The organism is Streptomyces sp. NPDC058579, assembly GCF_042718575.1.
Taxonomy (GTDB): Bacteria; Actinomycetota; Actinomycetes; order Streptomycetales; family Streptomycetaceae; genus Streptomyces.
This window is the reverse complement of record NZ_JBHXPI010000003.1, coordinates 391,887-415,391: the sequence shown is the minus strand read 5'-3', so window position 1 is coordinate 415,391 and position 23,505 is coordinate 391,887. Positions and strand designations below refer to the sequence as shown.

The following is a 23,505-nucleotide window of genomic DNA, read 5'->3' as shown; positions in this document are numbered from 1 at the left end:
GTCCTCGTCGGGTCAGCGCGCGATCCGGGCCAGCAGGCGGCCGGCATCGGCGAGTTCGGCGGGAGTGCCGCCGGCGGCCGCGACATAGCCGTCGGGCCGTACGAGCACGAAGCCGGCGGCGCGCCGGGGCACATGGACGTGCGCGACCGGCAGCGGAGCCCGCTCCGCCCACGCCCGGCCCCGCACGGCGGTGGCGCCGCCCGCGGGCCCCGTGGTCACAAGCCGGAACCCGGCCGGTCCTGCCTCCTGCTCCGGCGGCACCCAGTGCGGCGCCCGCCGGCCGGGGGCGGGAAGCCCACGCGGCCGGCCGCCCCTGGCGGGGCCGGCCGGGGCGCCGGACAGGGTGTCGGGGTAGTGGATGCGCCAGCCGGCGAGGAGCGGGACGAACCAGCGGCGGAGCACACCGGTCGCCTCCAGGGAACTCCACACCGTGTTGCGCACCCGGGCCGCGAAGGGGCCGAGCATGAAGACCTTCAGGAACCGGTGCGTGATCCGGACGATCTGCTCGGCGGCTCCGCGCCGCTCCGCCTCGTACGTGTCGAGCACGCGCGCGTGCAACGCGCCCGTGCACACGCCGGCCAGCTTCCAGGCGAGGTTGTGCGCGTCCTGGATACCGAGGTTGAGGCCCTGCCCGCCCAGCGGGGAGTGCGTGTGGGCGGCGTCCCCCGCCAGCAGGCAGCGCCCCTTGCGCAGGGCGGCGGCGATCCGCTCCTGGCTGGTGAACCGGCCGACCATGTCGAGGTCCTCGATGGTGATGCCGCCCGGGCCGCGCTCGTCGAGCAGCCGCTGGACGCCCTCGGGCGTCGTCGGGTGGTCGTCGGGGACCGCGCCGGAGACCCTGATCCGGTCACCGGGCATCCCGGCGAAGACCACCGAGCCCGTACGGCCGAGGAAGTAGTGGACCGCGTCCCGCTCGAAGGCGCCGTCGATGCGGCCCTCGGCGAGCAGGAAGCCGGTGGCGACCGGCGAACCGTCGAAGTCGACGCCGAGCAGCTCGCGGACGGTGCTGCGGACGCCGTCGGCGGCGACGAGCCAGTCGGCCTCGATGACCTCCGTGCCCCGCGGCCCCTCGGCCTTCACCGTGACGCCGTCGTCCGCGAGGGCCACGGACGTGACCCGTACGGAGCGCTCCACCCGCCCGCCAGCCCGGAGCAGGGCCTCCTCGAGGAGGCGGCTGGTGTCCTGCTGAGGGAGCATCAGCGGTTCGTTCTCCGCGCCGAGCGCGACCCGCAGGGTGCGGCCGCCGGCCAGGTGGTAGCTGGTCGTACGGATCTTCAGGCCGAGCCGCTCGGCCTCGTCGAGGATGCCGAGCTCCCGGAAGACGCGGAGCGTCGGCGGATGGAGCTGCACGGCGCGGGAGCCCTGGTGCGGCTCCGCCTGCGCCTCGACGATCCGAGCCGGGACGCCGCGCTGCCACAGCGCGCAGGCGACGGCCAGGCCCACCGGGCCGGCGCCTACTACGAGGACGGGGGTGCGGCCGTACGACTGTCCCGGCTGTGCCGTGTCGTTCTCTGCTCTGTCCTGCTCGGTCATGCGGACGGCTCCTTCGCCGAGTCGGGGGCGGGCACCGCGCCGCCGGGGACCGTGCGGTCCCACCAGGTGCGGACGGCGTGCGCGGTGGTGACGGCGTCCTCCTCGATGAGCGAGAAGTGGTCGCCGGGGACCGTGACGGCGTCGTGCCGCCCCGGCCAGACGGACCGCCAGGCGTCGTCGGCCGGCGGCAGGTCCCCGGGCACGGGGCGGTCCGGGCGGACGAGGAGGACCGGGGCCTTGATGTCGGCGGGCCGCCAGTCGGCGATGAGGTCCAGGTGGGCGGCCATGGCGGTGACCCGTTCGGCGCCGAGCGGCTCGAACTCGGCGAGCCGCGTGGCCATGCCCCGCATCAACGCCGGTCCGACGGCGATGAGTTCGTCGCTGCCGGGGACGTAACTGTCGAGCAGGACCACAGCCTCGGGCAGCACGCCGTCCGCCTCCAACAGGGCCGTGACCGCGTGGGCGAGGACGCCGCCGGACGAGTAGCCAGCGAGCGCGAAGGGGGCCCCGTCGGCGCGGCGGCGCACCGCCTCGGCGAGGGCGGCGGTGAGCGCGTCGAGGGACGCGGGCAGCCGCTGACCGCCGGCGAAGCCGGTCAGGCTCAGCGCGGCGACCTCCTGCTCGCCGCCGAGGCCTGCCGCGAAGCGGGCGAACTGGTGCGGCCCCGAGGTGGCGAGCACCGTGGGCAGGCAGATCAGCACGGGCCCTCGGCCGCCGGAATTGATCAGCACCGATTCGGGGATGTCGTCCGGGCCCGGCTCCTCGAAGGAGGCACGGGCGGCCACCGCCTCGGCGAGCGGGACCGCGAACGCGTCCGCCCGCCCGTCGGCGGCGACGGCCGCCAGGTACCGGGCGGCGAGTCCGTCCGCCTGGTCTCCCGCCGGACCGCCCGCCGCGTCGCCGCCGGTTCCCGGAGCGAACGCGTCGGACAGGAAGGACGCGAGGCTGTCGGGTGTGCGGTGGTCGAGGACCAGCCGGGCGGGCAGCTTGGTCCGCAGGACCTTCTCCAGGCGGGTACGGAGCGCCACGGCGCCCACCGAGTCCATGCCCAGTTCGAGGAAGTCGCGCCGGGCCTCCACGGCCTCCGGGGTGTCGTGCCCGAGGAGTTCCGCGATCTCGGCGCGCACCAGGCCGAGCAGCAGCGCGTGGCGCTCGGCCGCGCTCGCCCCCTGGAGCTTGGCGAGCTCCGCGGCGGCCCGGTCGCGGCCGCCCGCGCCCTGGCCCGCCGCTCGCGCGACCTCGGGGACGAGGCCGAGGAACGGTTCGTGCCGTCCGGCCACCAGCACCCTCAGGTAGGTGTCCCAGTCGATGTCGGCGAGGACCTGGGTGGGCGTGTCCGTGTCGAGGGCCCTGCGGAGCGCGGCGAGGGCCCGCCGCGGGGCGAGCGGCGGCAGACCGCGCCGCGTCAGGCGCTCGCGCCGCGTCGCCGCCTCGGCCGCAGCCTCGGCCTCGGCGGGCTCCTCGTCCCACACGCCCCAGGCCAGCGAGGTCGCGGGCAGTCCGTCGGCACGGCGCTGTTCGGCCAGCGCGTCGAGGTAGGCGTTGGCTGCGGCGTGCCCGGCGAGGCCAAGACCGGCGCCGAGGACGGCGGAGACGGAGGAGAAGAGCACGAAGGCGGAGAGCTCCCGCTGCCGGGTCAGTTCGTGCAGGTGCCGGGCGCCCAGGGTCCTGGTGCGCAGGACGGTCTCGAGACGGTCGGGGGTGAGGGTGCCTAGCGCCTCCTCCTCCAGCAGCCCGGCGGTGTGGAAGACGCCGGTCAGCGGCGCGTCGTCGGGCAGTCCTTCGAGCAGCCCGGCCAGCGCCTCGCGGTCGGCGGGGTCGATCCGCACGACGGTCACCCGGGCGCCCGACTTCTCCAGGGCGGCGACCAGTTCGGCTTCGGCCGTACCGTCCCCGGAGCCGTCCGTGGTGCCGTCCGGGTCCGCGGTGAGCAGCAGGTGGGCGGCTCCCTCCCGGGCGAGCAGACGGGCCAGGTGGGCGCCGGGCCCGCTGGTGCCGGCCGTGACGAGGGCGGTGCCGTGGACCGTGGGCGTGCCTGAGGCGGTACGGGAAGGGGTGCGCGGGGCGCGGACGAGGCGGCGGGCGAAGAGCCCGTACGGCCGTACCGCGAGCCCGCTCTCGTCCACCGACCCGGCCAGGACGGCGGTGAGCCGGAGCAGGTCGCGCCCGGTGGGCTCCTCCGGGAGGTCGACGATCCCCGCCCACAGGTGCGGCACCTCAAGGCGTGCGACCTCGCCGAGGCCCCACACCTCGGCCTGCGCGGGCTCGTCGACCCGGTCGGCGGCGCCGACCGCGACGGCGCCTCGGGTCACCGACCACACCTGGCGGTCGAGGCCCGCGTCGGACACGGCCTGGAGGAGGAGCAGGGTCCCCGCGAGGCCCTTCGGCAACGCGGGGCGGGCGGTGTCCGCCGTGCTGTCCAGCGGGAGCAGGGAAAGCACCCCGGCGGGCGGGTCCCCCGCGGTCGCGGCGCGCAGCCGTGCGGTGAGCTCCGCGCGGCTGTCGTCGCCGGCCACCATGACGAGGGAGGGTCGGGCTCCGCCCGCCTCCAGGGCCTCGACGACGGCCCTGACCAGCGGGTCGTCGGGGGCGCCGGCCGGCAGGGCGACCAGCCAGTGTCCGGTGGGCCCGGCCGTGAGGGGGTCGCCCGCGGCGTGCCAGGTCACCCGGTAGCGCAGCGACTCGAGGTCCGCGTCCGCGCGGCTCTCGCGCCGCCAGGAGGCGAGGGCGGGCAGGACGGCGCCGAGCGGCCCGGCGTCGACGCCGAGGGTGGCCGCGAGGGCTTCGAGGTCCTCGCGCTCGACGGTCGCCCAGAACGCGGCGTCGAGGGCGTCGGCGGGGGCGCCGGCGTCCGGCCCGGAGGCCCCTTCCACCCAGTAGCGGCGGTGCTGGAAGGCGTACGTCGGCAGTTCGGTACGGCGGCCGGCGCGGCCGGCGAACGCCGGGGTCCAGTCCACCCGGACGCCGCCGACGTGGAGTTCGCCGAGGGTCGTGTAGAAGCGCTGCAGGCCGCCTTGGTTCCGGCGCAGCGTGCCGGACACCAGCGGTTCGGCCCCGGCGGCCTCGGCGGTCTCCTCCACGCCGAGGGTGAGCACCGGGTGGGCGCTGGACTCGACGAAGACGTCGAATCCGTCGGCGAACAGCCGCCGGAGCACCGGTTCGAAGGCGACCGGCCGCCGGCAGTTCTCGAACCAGTAGTCGGCGGTCAGTTCGGAGCCGTCGAGCACCTCTCCGGTGACGGTCGAGTAGAGCGGGACCCGCCCGGCCCGGGGCCGTACGAACTCCAGCAGGGCCGCGATGCGTTCGCGCAGGCGGTCGACCTGGGGGCTGTGCGAGGCGACGGTGGCCGGGACGATCCGGGCCCGTACCCCGTCGGCGCCGAGTCCGGCGACCAGCTCCTCCAGCGCCGCCGTCTCGCCGGCGACGGTCACCAGGCGCGGGCTGTTGAGGCCCGCGACGGTCAGCCGTTCCCCGTACGGCGCGAGCCTGGGCTCCAGTTCGTCCCGGGAGAGGGCGACGGAGGCGACGGCTCCCCGGCCGACGAGTTCGTCGGCGAAGAGCTGCGAGCGCAGCACGATGAGCCGGGCGGCGTCGTCGAGGGTCAGCGCGCCGGTGACGGCCGCCGCTGCGATCTCGCCCTGGGAGTGACCCACGACGGCGTCCGGTTCGACGCCGTGGGAGCGCCACAGCTCGGCCAGGGACACCATGACCGAGAACAGCACGGGCTGGACGATCTCGATGCGTTCGAGGGAAGGGGCGCCCTCCCGCTCGCGGAGCACGTCCTCCACGTCCCAGTCGACATGGGCGCCGACGGCACGGGCGCACTCGCGCAGCCGGTCCGCGAAGACGGGTGAGGTGTCGAGGAGTTCGACGGCCATACCGGTCCACTGGGACCCCTGGCCGGGGAAGACGAAGACCGTACGGCCACGCTCCCGGACCACGCCCGCGACGGACGCGGTGCGGGTCTCGCCCTCGGCCAGGCCGGCAAGCCCGGCCAGGACGGTGTCCGGGGTGGAGCCGAGGACGACGGCCCGGTGGTCGAGGCCGGTCCTGGTCGTGGCGAGCGCGTGGGCGACGTCGGCGAGGTCCTCCTCGGGGCGGGCCTTCAGGTGGGCGGCGAGCCGGGCGGCCTGGGCGCGCAGCGCGTGCGGGCCGCGCCCCGAGACGAGGAACGGCAACACGGGCTGCTCGGGGGCGGGTTCGTCGGTTTCGGGTGCGGCTGAGGCTTCGACTTCGGCGGGGGCCTGTTCCAGGACCACGTGCGCGTTGGTCCCGCTCATGCCGAAGGAGGAGACCGCCGAGCGGCGGGGGCGGCCGGTCTCGGGCCAACCGCGCTGCTCGGTGAGCAGTTCCACGCCGCCCGACTCCCAGTCCACGAACGGCGTCGGCTCGTCCACGTGCAGGGTGTGCGGCAGCACCCCGTACTTCATCGCCATGACCATCTTGATCACACCGCCCACTCCAGCGGCGGCGAGCGTGTGGCCGATGTTGGACTTGAGCGATCCCAGCCAGAGCGGTTCGCCCGACGTCCGGTCCTGGCCGTAGGTCGCGAGCAGTGCCTGCGCCTCGATCGGGTCACCCAGCCGGGTCCCGGTCCCGTGCGCCTCCACCGCGTCCACGTCCCGCGCGGAGAGCCCCGCCTCGGCGAGCGCGCGGCGGATCACCCGCTGCTGCGAAGGACCGTTCGGAGCGGTCAACCCGTTCGACGCACCGTCCTGGTTCACCGCAGTACCCCGCACCACCGCGAGGATCCGCCGCCCGTTGCGTACGGCGTCCGACAGCTTCTCCAGTACGAGTACGCCCACACCCTCGGCCCAGCCCGTACCGTCCGCGGAGGCGGCGAAGGCCTTGCACCGGCCGTCGGTGGAGAAGCCGCGCTGGCGGCTGAAGTTCACGAACTCGGTGGGCGTGGCGAGGATCGTCACGCCGCCTGCGAGGGCGAGACCGCACTCGTCCCGGCGCAGCGCCTGCACGGCGAGGTCGAGGGCGACCAGGGAGGAGGAGCAGGCGGTGTCCACGGTGACGGCCGGCCCTTCCAGGCCGAGGGTGTACGCGACCCGGCCGGAGACCACGCTGCGCGCGGCGCCCGTCATCCGGTACCCCTCGATCTCGCCGGGGGCCTGCTGGAGGGTGAGCTGGTAGTCGTCGGTGACGCAGCCGGCGTAGACACCGGTGCTGCTGCCGCGCAGCGCGGCCGGGTCGATCCCGGCCCGCTCGAACGCCTCCCAGGACACTTCCAGGAACTGCCGCTGCTGCGGATCCATCGCCAGCGCCTCGCGCGGCGCTATCCCGAAGAACTCGGCGTCGAACTCGGCCGCCTCGTAGAGGAAGCCGCCCCGGGTGGTGACGGTCCGGCCGGCCCGGTCGGGGTCGGGGTCGTAGAGGTCCTCGTCCCATCCCCGGTCGGTGGGGAAGCCGCCGATCGCGTCGGCGCCGCTCTCCACCACGCGCCACAGGTCCTCCGGTGAGCGCACCCCGCCGGGGAACCGGCAGGCCATCCCCACGACGGCGATGGGCTCGTGACGCCGGTCCTCGGTCTCCTTGAGGCGGCGGCGGGACTCGGTGAGCTCGACGGTGACGCGCTTCAGATAGTCGCGGAGCTTGCTCTCGTCAGGTGTGGCGTTCATCCGTTCCTCGCTCTGTGGGGAAGGCTCGCGCTGATGTCGGGGCGGGGGGCGGGGCGGGGGGGGGCGGGGTCCAGCTGCGGTCGGTTCAGCCGGTGCCGAGTTCGCTGTCGATGAAGGCGAAGATGTCGTCGTCCGATGCCGCGTCGAGGCGTTCGGCGACACCGGCTGCCGGAGCCTCCGCGTCCCGGTCGGCGAGCCGGCCGATCAGGGACTGGAGCCGGGTGCCGATCCGGTCCCGTGCGCCCCGGTCCGGGGAGACCCCGTCCAACAGGGCCTCCAGCCGGTCGATCTCCTGCTCGATGTCCGTGCCCGGCTCCTCCGGAGCGAGCTCGGCGCGCAGGAGCGCGGCCACGGCGGCGGGGGTGGGGTGGTCGAAGACGAGCGTCGCGGGCAGCCGCAGACCGCTCGCCGCGCCCAGCCGGTTCCGCAGGGTCACGGCGGACATCGAGTCGAGCCCGAGGTCCTTCAGGGCCTTGCCGGCGGGCACGGCCTCGGGGCCCGAGTGGCCGAGTACGGCGGCGATCTCGGCCCTGACCAGCTCGGTCAGGAGATGGTCCTGCTCCGCCTCGGACCGTCCCGCGAGCGAGGCCCGCAGGGTCTCGGCCGCGCCGTCGGGGGCCCCGGCACCGGTCGCGGCCGGCTCCTCCAGGGCCTGTACGGCCTCGGGCAGGGCGCGCAGCAGCGGACTTGTCCGTACGGCACCGAGGGCCGGGGCGAACCGGTCCCAGTCCACGTCGGCGACCACAAAGCCGCCGTGCGCCCGGCCGACGGCCTCCAGCATGGCGTCCAGGGCCCGCTCGGGGTCGAGTTCGGCCAGGCCGAGGCGGCGGAGCTGGTCGCGGCGGGCCTGCTCGGCGGCCGGGTCGGCCGTGGCGTCGGCGGACACCGCGGTGTCCGCCCAGACGCTCCAAGCCAGCGCGGTCGCGGTACGGCCGCCTGCGCGGCGGTGGTCGGCGAGCGCGTCGAGGTGGGCGGTGGCCGCGCCGTACGCGCCCTGTCCGCCGCTGCCCCACACCCCGGCGACCGAGGTGAACAGGACGAAGGCGTCCAGGTCTTCGGCATCGTCGCCGTGCGCCAGCAGCTCGTGCAGGTGCGCGGCGCCGGCCACCGTGGCGCTCACCGTACGGGCGAACTGTGCCGGGTCCGTCTCGGTCAGCGCGGCCGCGCTCAGTTCGGCGGCGGCGTGGACGACGGCGGTGAGCGGCCGCTCCGCCGGGACGGCGGCGAGCAGGGCGGCCACCGCGGCCCGGTCGCCGAGGTCGCAGGGGGCGACGGTCACCTCGGCGCCCAGGGCGGCGAGTTCGGCCACGGTCTCCTCTGCGCCGGGGGCGGCGGTCCCAGGGGCGTGGGTGAGCACCAGGTGCTCGGCGCCCAGGGCCGCGAGCCGGCGGGCGACCCGCGCGCCCGTGCCCCAGGTGCCCTCGGTGACGAGGACGGTGCCGCGGGGCGTCCAGGCGGAGTCGCCCTGGCGGCCTGCGGTGGCGCGCACCAGGCGCCGTACGAGCGTGCCCGCGGGCCTGATCGCCACCTGGTCCTCGTCGGCGGGGGCGGCAAGGACGGCCGCCAGCCGGCGCAGGTCGTCCGCGTCGGGCGCGGCCGGAAGGTCCACGGCTCCGCCCAGCAGCCGCGGGTGCTCCAGCGCGGCGGTCCGGGCCAGGCCCCACACCTGGGCCTGCGCAGGGTCGGTGGTCAGGTCCTGGCCGCCGGTGCCGACGGCGCCCTGGGTCAGCAGCCAGAGGCGGGGCGCGGCGGCCTCGGGGGCGACTCCGTCGGCACAGGCCTGGATCAGCAGCAGGCTGGCGGTGGTTCCCCGGGTGACGGCCGGGTGGTCGTCGAGCGGGGTGGCGTCGAGGGCGAGCAGGGACAGGACGCCCGCGATCGGGGCGCCGTCGGCCGCTTCGCCCGCCTCGTCCGCTGCTTCGTCCGCTGCTTCGTCCGCCGCCTCGGCGAGCTGCCGGGCGACGGACGCCCGGTCCGCCCGCGCCGGGTCGACGACGACCCGGACCGGGTGGGCGCCCCGCGCGGCCAGGGCCGTCGCGATCTCGGCCGCCAGGCCGGAGGCGGCGGGAGCCGGCGGCTCGACGACCAGCCAGGTGCCGGTGAGTTCGGTGTCGGCGAGAGCGTCCGCAGGCCACCAGACGGCGCGGTAGCGCCAGTTCTCGACGGCGGAGCGCCGGGCGCTGTCCTCGCTCCACTCGGCGAGCGCCGGTACGACTCCGGCGAGCGCGTCGGCCGTCTCGGGACCGAACAGGTCCCGCAGGCCGTCGAGGTCCCGCTCCCGCACGGCGGACCAGAACTGCCGCTCCGGGCCGCCGCCTTCGGCGGTCCCGCCGTCCAGGGGCGTGGTGGCGGTGTGCTCCAGCCAGTACCGCTTGTGCTGGAAGGGGTACGTGGGCAGCTCGGCCTTCCGGGCGTCGGCGCCCGCGTACAGCACCCGCCAGTCCGTCTCGACCGCGCCGCTCGTGTAGGCCTGCGCCATCGCCTCGGCGAGGGTACGAGCCTGGGGCCGGCCGCGCCGCTGGGTGGCGATCAGCAGGGGCGCGACGCGGTCGGAGACCGGGGCCTCGGCTGCTGCCTCCGCGTCCAGGCCCTCCTGCGCCATGGCCGTGAGCACGGCGTCCGGCCCCAGTTCCAGGCAGGTGGCGACGGACTGGGACCACAGGGTGCGCAGACCGTCGTGGAAGCGTACGGCTCCTCGGATGTGGTCGGCCCAGTACTCCGGGGAGCACGCCTCCTCCGCGGTGAGGAGGCGGCCGGTGACGTTGGAGACGATCGGCACCGTCGGCGGGGAGAAGGCCAGTTTGCCCGCGACCGCGCGGAACTCGTCGAGGATCGGGTCCATGTGGGGCGAGTGGAAGGCGTGGCTGACCGTAAGACGACGGGTCTTCACACCACGGGCGCCGAGCTCCTCGGCGATTCCGAGGACCGCGTCCGTGTCGCCGGAGATCACCACGGATCCGGGCCCGTTGACGGCGGCGATCGCCACCTCGTGCTCACGGCCCGCGAGGAGCGGCGCGATCTCGGCCTCTGTAGCGAGGACGGACACCATGGCGCCGTTCTGCGGGAGCGCCTGCATCAGTCTGCCGCGCGCCGCGACCAGCGCGGCCGCGTCGGCCAGCGACAGGACGCCCGCGACATGGGCGGCGACCAGCTCGCCGACCGAGTGCCCCATCAGGACGTCCGGGCGCAGGCCCCAGCTCTCCAGGAGCCGGAACAGCGCCACTTCGTGCGCGAACAGGGCGGTCTGGGTGAAGGCCGTGCTGTTCAGGAGGTCGGCTGTCTCGGTGCCTTCCTCGGCGAACACGACCTCGCGCAGCGGACGTTCGAGCAGCCCGTCCACGGCCTCGCACACCGCGTCGAAGGCGGCGGCGAACACCGGGTGGGTGTCGTACAGTTCACGCCCCATTCCCGGCCGCTGGCTGCCCTGACCGGTGAACAGGCAGGCCACCTTGCCGGACCGGTCGGCCACGCCCGAGGCGAGTCCGGGAGCGGGGCGCCCCTCGGCGAGGGCGAGGAGACCGTCGCGTAGCTCCGCCGTGTCGGCGCCGAGCACCACCGCGCGGTGGTCGAAGGCCGGGCGTGAGGCGAGCGAGAAACCGATGCCGGCCACGCCGGCCAGGTCGGCACCGTGCTCGACGAGGTGCTCACGCAGCCGCCGGGCTCCCGTGGCGAGCGCGCCCGGGCTCTTGGCCGAGAGGACGAGGGGCAGGGGCTGGGACGGCGCGATGTCGGCCTCAGGACCGCCGTCGGCGACCTCGGCTGGGGCCTGCTCCAGGACCACATGCGCGTTGGTCCCACTGATCCCGAACGAAGACACCGCCGAACGGCGAGGCCTACCCGTCTCGGGCCACGCACGCTGCTCCCTGAGCAGCTCCACGCCGCCCAACTCCCAGTCCACGAAGGGCGTCGGCTCATCCACATGGAGTGTGCGGGGCAGCACCTTGTGCCGCATCGCCATGACCATCTTGATCACACCGCCGACGCCGGCGGCGGCCTGCGCATGCCCGATGTTCGACTTCAACGACCCCAACCACAACGGCTCGCCAGCCGCCCGGTCCTGCCCGTACGTGGCCAACAACGCCTGCGCCTCGATCGGATCACCCAACCGGGTCCCGGTCCCGTGCCCCTCCACCACGTCCACATCGCGTGGCGCGAGCCCCGCCTCGGCGAGCGCCCGACGGATCACCCGCTGCTGGGACGGACCGTTCGGAGCGGTCAACCCGTTCGACGCACCGTCCTGGTTCACCGCAGTACCCCGCACCACCGCGAGGATCTTCCGCCCGTTGCGTACGGCATCCGACAACCGCTCGACCACGAGCACACCCACACCCTCGGCCCAGCCGGTGCCATCCGCAGACGCCGCGAACGCCTTGCACCGACCGTCCGCCGACAACCCCTTCTGCCGACTGAACTCCACAAACGTCCCCGGCGACGACATCACCGTCACACCACCCACCAACGCCAAGGAGCAATCCCCCTGACGCAACGCCTGCACAGCCATGTGCAAGGTCACCAGCGACGAAGAACACGCCGTGTCCACCGTCACCGCCGGCCCCTCAAGACCGAACGAGTACGCGATCCGCCCCGAAAGGACGCTGGCCAGGCCTCCGGTCAGCCGGTAGCCCTCGACTCCCTCCACCAGGTCGTGAAGGGGCGGACCGTAGTCGTAGTACATCTGTCCGGCGTAGACGCCGGTGGTGCTGCCATGAAGCTCGGCCGGATCGATCCCGGCCCGCTCAAGCGCCTCCCACGACACTTCAAGGAACAACCGCTGCTGCGGATCCATCGCCAACGCCTCACGCGGCGAAATACCGAAGAACTCGGCATCGAACTCGGCAGCCTCATGCAGGAAGCCACCCTCACGCGCGTACGACGTACCCGGGCGCTCAGCCTCCGGGTCGTACAACTCCTCCAGATCCCACCCACGATCCACCGGGAATCCCGAGACCGCGTCCCGACCCGACTCCACCAACCGCCACAGATCCTCAGGCGACCCCACCCCACCCGGATACCGGCACCCCATCCCCACGATGGCGATGGGCTCCTGAGCCGCGTCGGTCAACTGCCGGTGCTCCTTGCGGAGTCTGGCGTTCTCCTTGAGCGAGTCGCGGAGGGCGGCGACGAGTTCGTCTGGCGCCGTGTTCGTCATGATTCTCTCCCGTTCGGAACGTGTCAGGCTTCGGAGCCGGCGCGGGCCATGCGGATGAGGGCATCGACGTCCATGTCGTCGATGTCTTCGGTGACTTCTTCGGTGTCTTGGGTACCGCCGTTGTCCGTGCCGGTCTCCTGCGCGAGCCGGAGCAGGCCGTCGAGCAGGCCGGCCTGGCGCAGGCGGTCGACCGGGAGGGCCGCGAGCAGGCGGCGGACCTCGTTCTCGTCGGGTGCGTCGGCGGACGCCGTGGACGGTTCGGGTGCCAGCACCGTCACCAGGTGGCCGGCGACGGCCTCCGGGGTCGGGTAGTCGAAGACGAGCGTCGCGGAGAGCCGCAGCCCCGTCGTCCGGCCGAGCCGGTTGCGCAGTTCGACGGCGGTCAGCGAGTCGAGGCCCAACTCCTTGAAGCCCCGCTTCACGTCGACGGAGTCGGCGCCGCCGTACGCGAGGGTTCCGGCCACCTCGGCTCGGACGAGGTCCAGGAGCAGTTGGCGCCGCTCGTCCTCGGTGCGTCCGGCCAGGCGCTCGGCGAGCGTGGGTCCTGCGGCCGGGCCCGCGGACGGGCCTGCGGCCGCGGCCGCCCTGTTGGCCGTGGGCCGGACGAGGCCGCTGAGCAGGGGCGGGAGCCCGGCGCCGAGCGCGCGGAGCGCGGCCGGGTCGAGCGGCAGCGGTACGGCCACCGCCGTGTCGAGCCGCAGGGCGGCGTCGAGGAGCTCCATGCCCTGTTCGGCGCCGATCGCGACCATGCCCGTGCGGGCGAACCGGTCGCGGTCGGCGGCCGAGAGGCCGGCCGCCATGCCGCCGTCGGCCCAGGGGCCCCAGGCGAGCGAGGTGGCGGGGAGGCCCTGGGCTCGGCGGTGGTGGGCCAGGGCGTCCAGGAAGGTGTTGGCCGCCGCGTAGTTCGCCTGGCCGGCGCCGCCGAGGAGCCCCTGGATGGAGGAGTAGAGGACGAAGGCGGTGAGCGGTGTGTCGCGGGTGGCCTCGTGCAGGTTCCAGGCGGCCTCCGCCTTGGGCCGGAGTACGCGTTCCATGCGCTCGGGCGTCAGCGACTCCAGTACCCCGTCGTCGAGGACACCGGCCGCGTGCACCACCGCCCGCAGCGGGCGGCCGGCCGGAATCCCGGCGAGCAGCTCCGCGAGGGCCTCCCGGTCCGCGACGTCGCAGGCCGCTACGGACACCTCCGCGCCCAGCTCCGTCAGGTCGTCCCGCAGGGCGGCGGCGCCTTCGGCCGCGAGCCCCCGGCGGCCGACCAGCAGCAGGCTCCGTACGCCGTGCCGCTCGACGAGGTGGCGGGCGAGGAGGGCGCCCAGTGCTCCGGTGCCGCCGGTGACGAGCACCGTGCCGTCCGGGTCCCACGGGCCGGTGTCGCCGTCCGGGACCACCGCGCGTTCGAGTCGCGGCACGCGCGGGGCGCCGGAGCGGATCGCCACCTGCGGTTCGTCCGTGGACAGGGCGGTGGTGAGCGCTTCGGCGACGGCTTCGCCGTCCGGGTCCGCGTCCGATCCCAGGTTCACGTCCAGGTCCAGGTCGACCAGGACCAGCCTGTCGGGGTGCTCCGTCTGCGCCACGCGCAGCAGGCCCCACACGGCGGCGATCGGCAGGTCGTGAACGTCCTCGTCGGGCGCGGCGGCGACCGCCCGGCGGGTGACCACGGCCAGCCGGGACTCGGCGAGCCGCTCGTCGGCCAGCCAGCTCCGTACGACGGAGAGGGCACCGTGCACGGCATCGCGTACGGCGCCGGCATCAGCGCCCACCCCGCCTGTCAACGGCAGCACCGCCACTGCGGGCGCGGGCCGGCCTGCGGCGACGGCGTCGCCGAGGGCGGCCACATCGGCGTACCGCTCCGTCGCGGGCAGCGCGAGCAGGGTCTCGTCGCCGAGGACCGTCCAGGGCCCGCGCCGCGTCCCGTCACCGCTCGGTACCGCCGTCCAGGCCGGCCGGAACAGCGCCTCGTGGGCGCGCCCCCCGGCCGCCGCCAACTGGTCGGCCGACACGGCCCGTACCGCGAGGGACGCGACCGCGGCGACCGGCGCGCCCGTCGCGTCGGCGAGCTCGATGGTCACCGAGCCCGCCCCGGCGGGAGCCAGCCGGACCCGGGCGGCGGCCGCACCCGTGGCGTACAGCGAGACGCCGCTCCACACGAAGGGCAGCCGTGGTTCGCCGGTGCCCGGCAGCACGCCCAGTTCGATGGCGTGCAGCGCCGAGTCGAGGAGGGCGGGGTGCAGGCCGAAGCCGGCCGCCTGCTCCTTCTGCCCGTCGGGCAGGGCGAGTTCGGCGAAGACCTCGGTACCCCGGCGCCACACGGACCGCAGGCCCTGGAAGGCGGGGCCGTAGGCGAAGCCCTGTCCGGCGAGGTCCTCGTAGCGTCCGGTCAGCTCCACCGGCCGCGCGTCCCGCGGCGGCCACACGGCCAGGTCGAAGCCCGGGCCGCCGGTCGGCTCGGGCACGAGGGTGCCGCCGGCGTGCCGGGTCCACGGCTCCTCGAACGCGCCGTTCTCGGGGCGGGAGTGCAGGGTCACGGAGCGGCGCCCGGACTCGTCGGGGGCGCCGACGGCCACCTGGAGCCGGACCGCTCCCCGCTCGGGCAGCACCAGGGGCGCCTCCAGTGCGAGTTCCTCCAGGTGTCCGGCGCCCGCCTCCCCGCCGGCCCGTACGGCCAGCTCCACGAAGGCGGTGCCCGGCAGCAGCACCCGGCCGAGGACCGCGTGGTCGGCGAGCCAGGGGTGGGTCTTCAGCGAGATCCGTCCGGTGAAGAGCGTCTCGTCGGCGTCGGCCCGGGTGAGCACCGCGCCGAGCAGGGGGTGTTCGGCCGGCGCGAGGCCGGACGCGCCGAGGTCTCCGGCCGGCCGGACGGGCATGGCCCAGTACCGCTTGCGCTGGAAGGCGTACGTCGGCAGGTCGGCCGGGCGCGTCCCCTCGCCGCCGAGCGCGGTGTCCCAGGACGGGCCGGCGTCGCGCACCCAGAGCCTGGCGAGGCCCTGCGCGAGCGCGAGGCCGTCGTCGCGGTCCTTGCGGAGCAGCGGTACGAACTCCACTTCCTCCGTCTCCCCGTCCGGTACGCAGTCCCGGCCCAGGGCCGACAGCACGCCGTCGGGCCCGAGTTCGACGAAGGTCGTGACGCCCGCGGCGCGCAGGGTGCCGACGGTGTCGGCGAAGCGGACGGCCTCGCGCACGTGCCGGACCCAGTAGCCGGGCGAACCCACCTCCTCGGTCGGGATCACCTCGCCGGTCACGTCGGACACGATCGGGATGGCCGGCGCCGCGTAGGTCAGGCCCTCGGCCACAGCCCGGAAGTCGTCCAGCATCGGGTCCATGTGGGGCGAGTGGAAGGCGTGGCTGACCGTCAGGCGACGGGTTTTCACGCCACGTTCACCGAGGTCCCGGGCGAGGCCGAGAACCGCGTCGGTGTCGCCGGAGATCACCACGGAGCCGGGCGCGTTGACGGCGGCGATGGCCACCTCGTGCTCGCGGCCCGCGAGGAGCGGCGCGATCTCGGCCTCGGGGGCCAGGACGGACACCATGGCACCGTGCTGGGGAAGCGCCTGCATCAGCCTGCCGCGCGCCGCGACCAGCGCGGCGGCGTCGGCCAGCGTCAGCACGCCCGAGACGTGGGCGGCGGCCAGCTCGCCGATGGAGTGGCCGGCGACGTAGTCGGGGGTGACGCCCAGACTCTCGGCGAGCCGGAAGAGGGCCACCTCCAGGGCGAACAGGCCCGTCTGTGTGAACAGCGTCTGGTCCAGCAGGCCCTCCTCCCAGTCGTCGGGACCGGCGAAGACGATCTCGCGCACCGAGCGGCCGACGTGCCGGTCGAGCTCCGCGCACACCGCGTCGAAGGCGGCGGCGAACACCGGGTGGGTGTCGTACAGTTCGCGCCCCATGCCCGGCCGCTGGCTGCCCTGACCGGTGAAGAGGAAGGCGGTCCGGCCACTCACCTGCGCGCCGGTGACGAGCCGGCCGGACGGTCCGCCGGCCGCCAGCGCGTCCAGTCCTTCCCGGAGGTCGTCGGCGCTCCCGGCGAGGACGGCCGCCCGGTGGGCGAAGGCGGTCCGCTCCAGGGCGAGGGAGCGTCCGAGGGCCGGCAGGCTCACCTCGTCCAGGGTGTCGAGATGGGTACGGAGCCGGGCCGCCTGCTCCGCCAGCGCCTGCGGCGAGGTGGCGGAGAGGACGAGGGGCAGCGGCCGGGGCGGGGCGGCGGCCTCAGGACCGCCGTCGGCGACCGCGAACGGGGCCTGCTCCAGGACCACATGCGCGTTGGTCCCACTGATCCCGAACGACGACACCGCCGAACGGCGAGGCCTGCCCGTCTCCGGCCAGTCACGCTGCTCGGTGAGCAACGCGACCGCACCCGACTCCCAGTCCACGAAGGGCGTCGGCTCATCGACGTGCAGCGTGCGCGGCAGCACCTTGTGCCGCATCGCCATGACCATCTTGATCACACCACCGACGCCGGCGGCCGCTTGCGCATGCCCGATGTTCGACTTCAACGACCCCAGCCACAGCGGCTCACCAGCCGCCCGGTCCTGCCCGTACGTGGCCAACAACGCCTGCGCCTCGATCGGATCACCCAACCGGGTCCCGGTCCCATGCGCCTCAACGGCATCCACTTCCCTCGCGGAGAGTCCTGCTTCCTCCAGCGCCCGACGGATCACCCGCTGCTGGGACGGACCGTTCGGAGCCGTCAACCCGTTAGACGCACCGTCCTGGTTCACCGCCGTACCGCGCACCACAGCCAGCACCCGCCGCCCGTTGCGTACGGCATCCGACAACCGCTCGACCACGAGCACACCCACGCCCTCGGCCCAGCCGGTGCCATCCGCAGACGCCGCGAACGCCTTGCACCGCCCGTCCGCCGACAACCCCTTCTGCCGACTGAACTCCACAAACGTCCCCGGCGACGACATCACCGTCACACCACCCACCAACGCCAAGGAGCAATCCCCCTGACGCAACGCCTGCACCGCCATGTGGAGCGACACCAGCGACGACGAACACGCCGTATCCACCGTCACGGCCGGCCCCTCAAGACCGAACGAGTACGCGATCCGTCCCGAAAGGACGCTCGCGGCGCTACCGGTCATCCGCTGCCCCTCGGCGCCGCCCTGTCCGGCGTCGCCCTGGTCGCGGAAGCTGAACGTTCCCGCGTAGACGCCGGTGGCGCTGCCGCGCAGTACGGCCGGATCGATCCCGGCCCGCTCAAGGGCCTCCCACGACACCTCAAGAAGCAACCGCTGCTGCGGATCCATCGCCAACGCCTCACGCGGCGAGATCCCGAAGAACTCGGCATCGAACTCGGCAGCCTCATGCAGGAAGCCACCCTCACGCGCATACGAAGTCCCCGGACGCTCAGCCTCCGGGTCGTACAACTCCTCCAGATCCCAACCCCGATCCACCGGAAACCCAGAAACAGCGTCCCGACCCGACTCCACCAACCGCCACAGATCCTCAGGCGACCCCACCCCACCCGGATACCTGCACCCCATCCCCACGACGACGATCGGGTCGTCCTCGGGGACGGCGGGGCCGGACGTGGTCCGGGCCGCTGCCGTGGGGTCCTCCGGCGTGCCGAGGAGTTCGTCGCGTACGTAGCGGACGACGGCGTCGGTCGTGGGGTGGTCGAAGATCAGGGTGGCCGGGAGGCGGAATCCGGCGGTCGTGCTCAGCCGGTCGCCCAGCTCCACCGCTGTGAGGGAGTCGAACCCGAGCTCCTTGAAGGTGCGTACGGTGTCGACGGCGTCGGCCGAGGCGTACCCCATGACGGCGGCGACGTCGGTACGGACGGCCTCGTCGACCAGTCGCTCGGCCGCCTCGCGCGGCAGTCCGGCGACCCGGCCTGCGAGCCCTGCCGCGCCCGGCGCGGCGGCGGCCCCCGGGCGCGTAGCGGTCGGGTCCGCCGGGGAGACACCCTCGGCGAGGGCCGCCGTACGCCGCCTGCTGCCCGGCACCAGCAGGGTGCCGTCGCGCAGGGCGATCTCCGGCTCGCCCGAGGCGATCGCGGCGGGCAGCGCCCGCAGGGACTCCCGCGTGCTGCCCAGGTCCAACAGGGCGACCCGGCCCGGGCGTTGGGCACCCAGGGCGCGGAGCAGACCCCACAGCGTGCTGCCGGCCGGGTCCGGCGCGCCGTCCTCGGCGCCGGTGGAGACGGCGCCCCGGGTGACACACACCAGCCGGGCTCCGGTGAGGCGGTCGTCCGCCAGGCAGGCGCGCACCTGGTCGAGGATCCGGTCGGCGTCGGACCGCTCCTCCCCGGCCTCGGGCTCGGCCCCCTCACGTACGGGGCACGGTACGAGGATCACCTCGGGCGCCCCGGCCTGCGACGCGGCCGCCGCCAGGGTGGTCACGTCCGGGTGAACGGTCACGCCTCCGGTGGCGGTGGTGAGCGCCGTGGCAAGGCCGAACTCGTCATCGCCGGCGAGGGCCCACAGCCCGGCCGGTTCCTCGACCGGAGCGAGGTCCAGAGGACTCCAGCCGGCCCGGGAGAGCGCGTTCCGAGCCGCGCCGGTGGGCGTCGACAGCCAGTAGGAACGGCGCTGGAAGACGTACGTCGGCAGGGGCACCCGGCGGGCCCCCCGGTCGGCGGCGGTCCGCTCCCACGCCACGGTGGCCCCGTGCGTGTGGACGGCGGCGAGCGCACCGAGCAGCGCGGGCACCTCGGGCCTGCCGCGCCGCGCGGTCGCGGCGAACACGACGCCGTCCCGCTCCTCCCGGTCCGGCAGGCAGTCGCGGCCCATCGCCGCGAGGACCGCGTCCGGCCCGATCTCCAGGAAGAGGCGCACACCGCGCTCCGCGAGCGCGCCCATGCCGTCACGGAAGCGGACCGCCTCGCGGGCGTGCCGTACCCAGTACTCGGGCGTGGCGATGGACTCGGCGGTGACGGTACGGCCCGTCAGGTTGGAGACCACGTCGATGAGGGGCGCCCGGTAGTCGAGGCCGGCCGCCACCTCGCGGAAGGCGTCGAGCATCGGGTCCATGCGGGGCGAGTGGAACGCGTGGCTGACGCGCAGCCGGGTGGCCTTGCGCCCCCGGGCCCGCCACAGTTCGGCGAGGTCGAGCACGGCGTCCTCGTCGCCGGCGAGCACGGTGGACAGGGGGCCGTTGAGGGCGGCGACGGAGACCCTGTCGTCCAGTCCGGCGAGGGTGGGCAGCACCTCCTCCTCGGAGGCCTGGACGGAGACCATGGCCCCGCCCTCCGGCAGCTCCTGCATGAGCCGGCCGCGCGCGGCGACGAGCGCGGCGGCGTCCTTGAGGGAGAGGACCCCGGCGCAGTGGGCCGCGGCGATCTCGCCGACGGAGTGGCCGACGACGACATCGGGGGCGAGACCCCAGTGGGTCAGCAGACGGAAGAGCGCGGTCTCGTACGCGAAGAGCGCGGGCTGGGTGTACGCGGTCCGGTGCAGCGGTCCGGCGTCGGCCGGGTCCTCTTCGGTTCCGGCAGCGTCCTCCCCGGTCCCGAACATGACCTCGCGCAACGGCAGGTCGAGGTGCTCGTCGAGCAGGTCGCACACCTCGTCCAGGGCCCTCGCAAAAACGGGGTAGGTGTCGTACAACTCCCGCCCCATACCGACCCGTTGGCTGCCCTGCCCCGTGAAGAGGAAGGCGAGTCCGCCCGGGCGGACAGCGCCCGCCGTCGCGGTGGCGGGGGTGGTCCCGGCGGCGAGCCCGGCGAGCGCGGTCCGCGCCGCGTCGGGCCCTTCGGCGAGGACGAGGGCCCGGTGCTCGAAGTGGGTACGGGTGACCGCCAGCGAGTGGGCGATGTCGTCGAGGCGCTGCCCGGGGTGGGCGTCCAGGTGGGCGAGCAGGGCGCCGGCCTGGGCACGCAGGGCGTCGGGGGTACGACCGGACAGCGCGAGCGGGAGCGGTACGGAACCCGACGGCAGCGACTCCCGCTGCTCCTCCTGCTCCACGTCAGTCCCCGGGGCGGCCAGGACGAGGTGGCAGTTGGTACCGCCCATGCCGAAGGACGAAACACCCGCGAGAAGCCGACCGTCGGCGTCGCCGTCCTCTCCGCCGTCCAGGGGGCTGAGGCGGTCGTTGACCCGCAGCCGGAGGTCGTCGAGGGGGATGGCGGGGTTGGCGGAGCGGAAGCCGAGGCTCGCGGGGAGGGCGCGCTCCCGCAGAGAGAGGACGGCCTTGATGAGGCCCGCGATGCCCGCGGCGCCCTCCAGGTGGCCGATGTTGGGCTTCACGGAGCCCACGAGCAGCGGAGTCCGGGCCGCCCGGCCGCTGCCGTGCCCGAGGACGGCGCCGACCGCGGCCGCCTCGATGGGGTCACCGAGGGGGGTGCCGGTGCCGTGCAGCTCGACGAAGCGGACGGCCGCGGGGTCGGCGCCGGCCCGCTCGTACGCGCGGCGCAGCACCTCCTCCTGCGCGGCTCCGTGCGGGGCGGTGAGGTTGTCGCCGCCGCCGTCGTTGTTGACGGCGCCGCCGAGGACGAGGCCGTGGACGGTGTCGCCGTCCGCGCGGGCCCGGCTCAGGGTCTTCAGGACGACGACGCCGCCGCCCTCACCCCGTACATAGCCGTTGGCGCGCTCGTCGAAGGTGTACGTACGTCCGTCGGGCGACAGCGCGCCGAACCGCTCGGCGACGGTGAAGCCCTCGGGAACGAGGTTCAGACTCACTCCGCCCGCGAGGGCCAGCTCGGAGTCGCCCTTGCGCAGGCTCTCGCAGGCGAGCTGGACGGCGACGAGCGAGGAGGACTGGGCGGTGTCGACGACGAGGCTGGGGCCGCGCAGACCGAGGGCGTAGGAGACCCGGTTGGCGATGATGCCCCGGCTGACGCCGGTGATGGTGTGGTGGGTGACGGCGTCGGAGCCGTACTCGTGGGCCAGCTTCGCGTAGTCGTCCCAGATCGCGCCGACGAAGACACCGGCCCGCGCCCCCTGGAGCGTGCCCGGGACGACTCCGGCGTTCTCCAGTGCCTCCCAGGCGAGTTCGAGCATGAGGCGCTGCTGCGGGTCGATGGCCGCGGCCTCCCGCGGGGTGATCCCGAAGAACTCGGGATCGAACGCGTCGACACCGTCGAGGAATCCGGCCGGCCGGGAGACCGCCCCGGCCGGAAGGCCGGGACGGGCGTCGGGCGAGCGGTCGGACACCGCGCTCTCGCCGGCCGTGAGCAGCCGCCAGTACGCCTCGGGCCCCGCCGCTCCGGGGAAGCGGCAGGCCATCCCGACGACGGCGATGGGCTCCTCGGGCACTGCAGTGTCCATGGTGTGCTCGTCCTTTCCGTGGTCGCGCGGGCACGCTGAAGGGCGCGGCGAGGTGTGCTGAAGGGGTGGGAGAGAAGGGGGAGACGGCGACGCGGACTCAGCCGTACGCGTAGAACCCCCGGCCGGACTTCTTGCCCAGCAGGCCGCCGTCGACCATGCGCAGCAGCAGCGGCGGGGGCGCGTAGAGCGGCTCCTTGAACTCCTCGTACATCGCCTGCGCGATGGAGACGGTGGTGTCCACGCCGATGAGGTCGACGAGACGGAGCGGCCCCATGGGGTGCGAGCAGCCGTGGACCATGCCGTCGTCGATGACCTGTGCCGTGGCGAGGCCGGAGTCGAGCATCCGGACGGCGGAGAGGAGGTACGGGAAGAGCAGGGCGTTCACGACGAAGCCGGCCCGGTCGGGGGACTTGATCGGCTTCTTGCCGAGGACGTCCTTCACGAAGGCCAGGGCCCGCTCGCTCACGCGCGGTTCGGTGAGCACCGAGTCGACGATCTCGACCAGCGGCATGACGGGTGCGGGGTTGAAGAAGTGCATGCCGAGCACCTGGCCGGGGCGGCTGGTGGCGCCGGCGAGCCGCACGATCGGCAGCGAGGAGGTGTTGGAGGCGAGGATCGCGTCCGGGTCGGTCAGGATCTTGTCGAGGGTGGCGAACAGCTCCAGCTTCAGCGGTTCGTCCTCCTTGACCGCCTCGATCACGAGCTGCCGGTCGGCGAGTTCGCCGAGGTCGCGGGTGAAGGAGACCCGGCCGAGGGCCGCGTCGCGTTCCTGTTCCGTCAGCTTGCCCTTGGCGACGCCCCGGTCGAGGGACCGGGTCAGCCGCTGGGGTCCGGTGACGAGGGAGGCGGCGGAGGACACCTGGACGATGACGTCCAGTCCGGCTTTGGCGCACAGTTCGGCGACGCCGCTGCCCATGATGCCGCTGCCGATGACGCCGACGCGACGGATGGTAGTAGTGGCATTAGTGGTCGTACTCGTACCGCTCTCGGTCATGCTCCGGTCCCCCAGGTCAGAAGTGCCGCTCCGATCGACATGCCGCCGCCGAATCCGGCGAGCAGCACGAGCTGTCCCGGGGACAGCGCCCCGCTGCGGTGGGCGTCGTCGAGAGCGACGGGAACCGACGCGCTGCCCACGTTTCCGTACTTGCGCAAGGTGCGGTGGGTCACCGCGCGGGTCAGGCCCGCGCGCTCCACGACGTCGCTCAGCAGAACGCCGTTGGCCTGGTGGGGCACGAAGTGGTCGACCCGTGCGAGGTCCACGCCGGTGCGCCGGGCGAGTCCGCCGAGGGCCTGAGGGACGTGGTCGGCGACGAAGTCCCGTACGCCTCGGCCGTCCATGCGGAAGAAGTGGCCGCCCTCGGCGACGGTGGCCTCCGAGGCCGGGTTGCGGCTGCCGCCGGCCTCGACCCGGATGAGGCCGTGGGCGTCGCCGCGGCTGGCGAGGTCGACGCCGATGATCCCGTACGGGGCGGGCACCGCGCCGACCACGGCGGCGCCGGCGCCGTCGGCGAAGAGGACGGCGGTGCGGCGGTCGTCGAAGTCGAGGATGCGGGAGTAGAGGTCGGCGCCGATGACCAGGACCCGGCTGTCGGGTGCGGCGGCCACGAGGCAGCGGGCCAGCTCGAGGGCGTAGACGAAGCCGCTGCAGACGACGTTGACGTCGAAGCAGGCGGCGTTGACGGCGCCGAGGGCCGTCTGGACGAGGTAGGAGGTGGGGGGTTGGGGGAAGTCGCCGGTCGAGGTGGAGACGATGAGGTAGTCGATCCGGTCGGCGGTCAGCCCGGCCTGTTCCAGGGCGTTCTCGGCGGCGCGCACGGCCAGGTCGGACGTGGCCTCGTAGGGGGCGGCGTAGCGCCGCGAACGGATCTGGGTCTTCCGCTCGATCCACTCGGGGGTGACCCCTACGCGGGCGGCGATCTCCTCGTTGTCGACCTCGCGTTTGGGTAAGTACGAGCCGGTGGCGAGGATCCCGATCTGTCGGTCCGTCATG

At 74.5% G+C, this 23,505-nt stretch carries 6 protein-coding genes; all 6 read right to left on the bottom strand.

Annotation, left to right across the window (positions count from 1 at the left end; translation table 11 throughout):
• Positions 1-12: 12 nt before the first annotated feature.
• Positions 13-1,533 (bottom strand): FAD-dependent monooxygenase, encoded by a 1,521-nt coding sequence (locus ACFWRO_RS07060; protein ID WP_384505391.1) that lies wholly within the window; start codon positions 1,531-1,533, stop codon positions 13-15.
• Complete coding sequence (locus tag ACFWRO_RS07055; RefSeq protein ID WP_384505388.1) at positions 1,530-7,160, bottom strand: type I polyketide synthase; 5,631 nt, start codon at positions 7,158-7,160, stop codon at positions 1,530-1,532. The genes ACFWRO_RS07060 and ACFWRO_RS07055 overlap by 4 nt, the downstream gene beginning before the upstream one ends.
• A gap of 85 nt (positions 7,161-7,245) precedes the next feature.
• A complete protein-coding gene (locus tag ACFWRO_RS07050; protein WP_384505459.1) occupies positions 7,246-12,312 on the bottom strand; it encodes a type I polyketide synthase in 5,067 nt (1,688 codons plus the stop codon).
• 20 nt (positions 12,313-12,332) lie between these two features.
• Positions 12,333-21,515, bottom strand: coding sequence for a type I polyketide synthase (locus tag ACFWRO_RS07045; RefSeq protein WP_384505385.1), 9,183 nt, complete (start codon positions 21,513-21,515; stop codon positions 12,333-12,335).
• A gap of 97 nt (positions 21,516-21,612) precedes the next feature.
• Positions 21,613-22,509, bottom strand: a complete 897-nt coding sequence (locus ACFWRO_RS07040) for a 3-hydroxybutyryl-CoA dehydrogenase (RefSeq protein ID WP_384505382.1) — start codon at positions 22,507-22,509, stop codon at positions 21,613-21,615.
• The gene (locus tag ACFWRO_RS07035) at positions 22,506-23,504 is read right to left on the bottom strand and encodes a 3-oxoacyl-ACP synthase III family protein (RefSeq protein ID WP_384505379.1); all 999 of its coding nucleotides are present in this window, start codon (positions 23,502-23,504) and stop codon (positions 22,506-22,508) included. The genes ACFWRO_RS07040 and ACFWRO_RS07035 overlap by 4 nt, the downstream gene beginning before the upstream one ends.
• Between the last annotated feature and the right edge of the window lies 1 nt (position 23,505).

Excerpts from the sequence above, each read along its gene's own strand:
- ACFWRO_RS07060 (WP_384505391.1), bottom strand. The coding sequence starts at position 1,533 with ATGACCGAGCAGGACAGAGCAGAGAACGACACGGCACAGCCGGGACAG.
- ACFWRO_RS07055 (WP_384505388.1), bottom strand. The coding sequence starts at position 7,160 with ATGAACGCCACACCTGACGAGAGCAAGCTCCGCGACTATCTGAAGCGC.
- ACFWRO_RS07045 (WP_384505385.1), bottom strand. The coding sequence starts at position 21,515 with ATGGACACTGCAGTGCCCGAGGAGCCCATCGCCGTCGTCGGGATGGCC.
- ACFWRO_RS07040 (WP_384505382.1), bottom strand. The coding sequence starts at position 22,509 with ATGACCGAGAGCGGTACGAGTACGACCACTAATGCCACTACTACCATC.
- ACFWRO_RS07035 (WP_384505379.1), bottom strand. The coding sequence starts at position 23,504 with ATGACGGACCGACAGATCGGGATCCTCGCCACCGGCTCGTACTTACCC.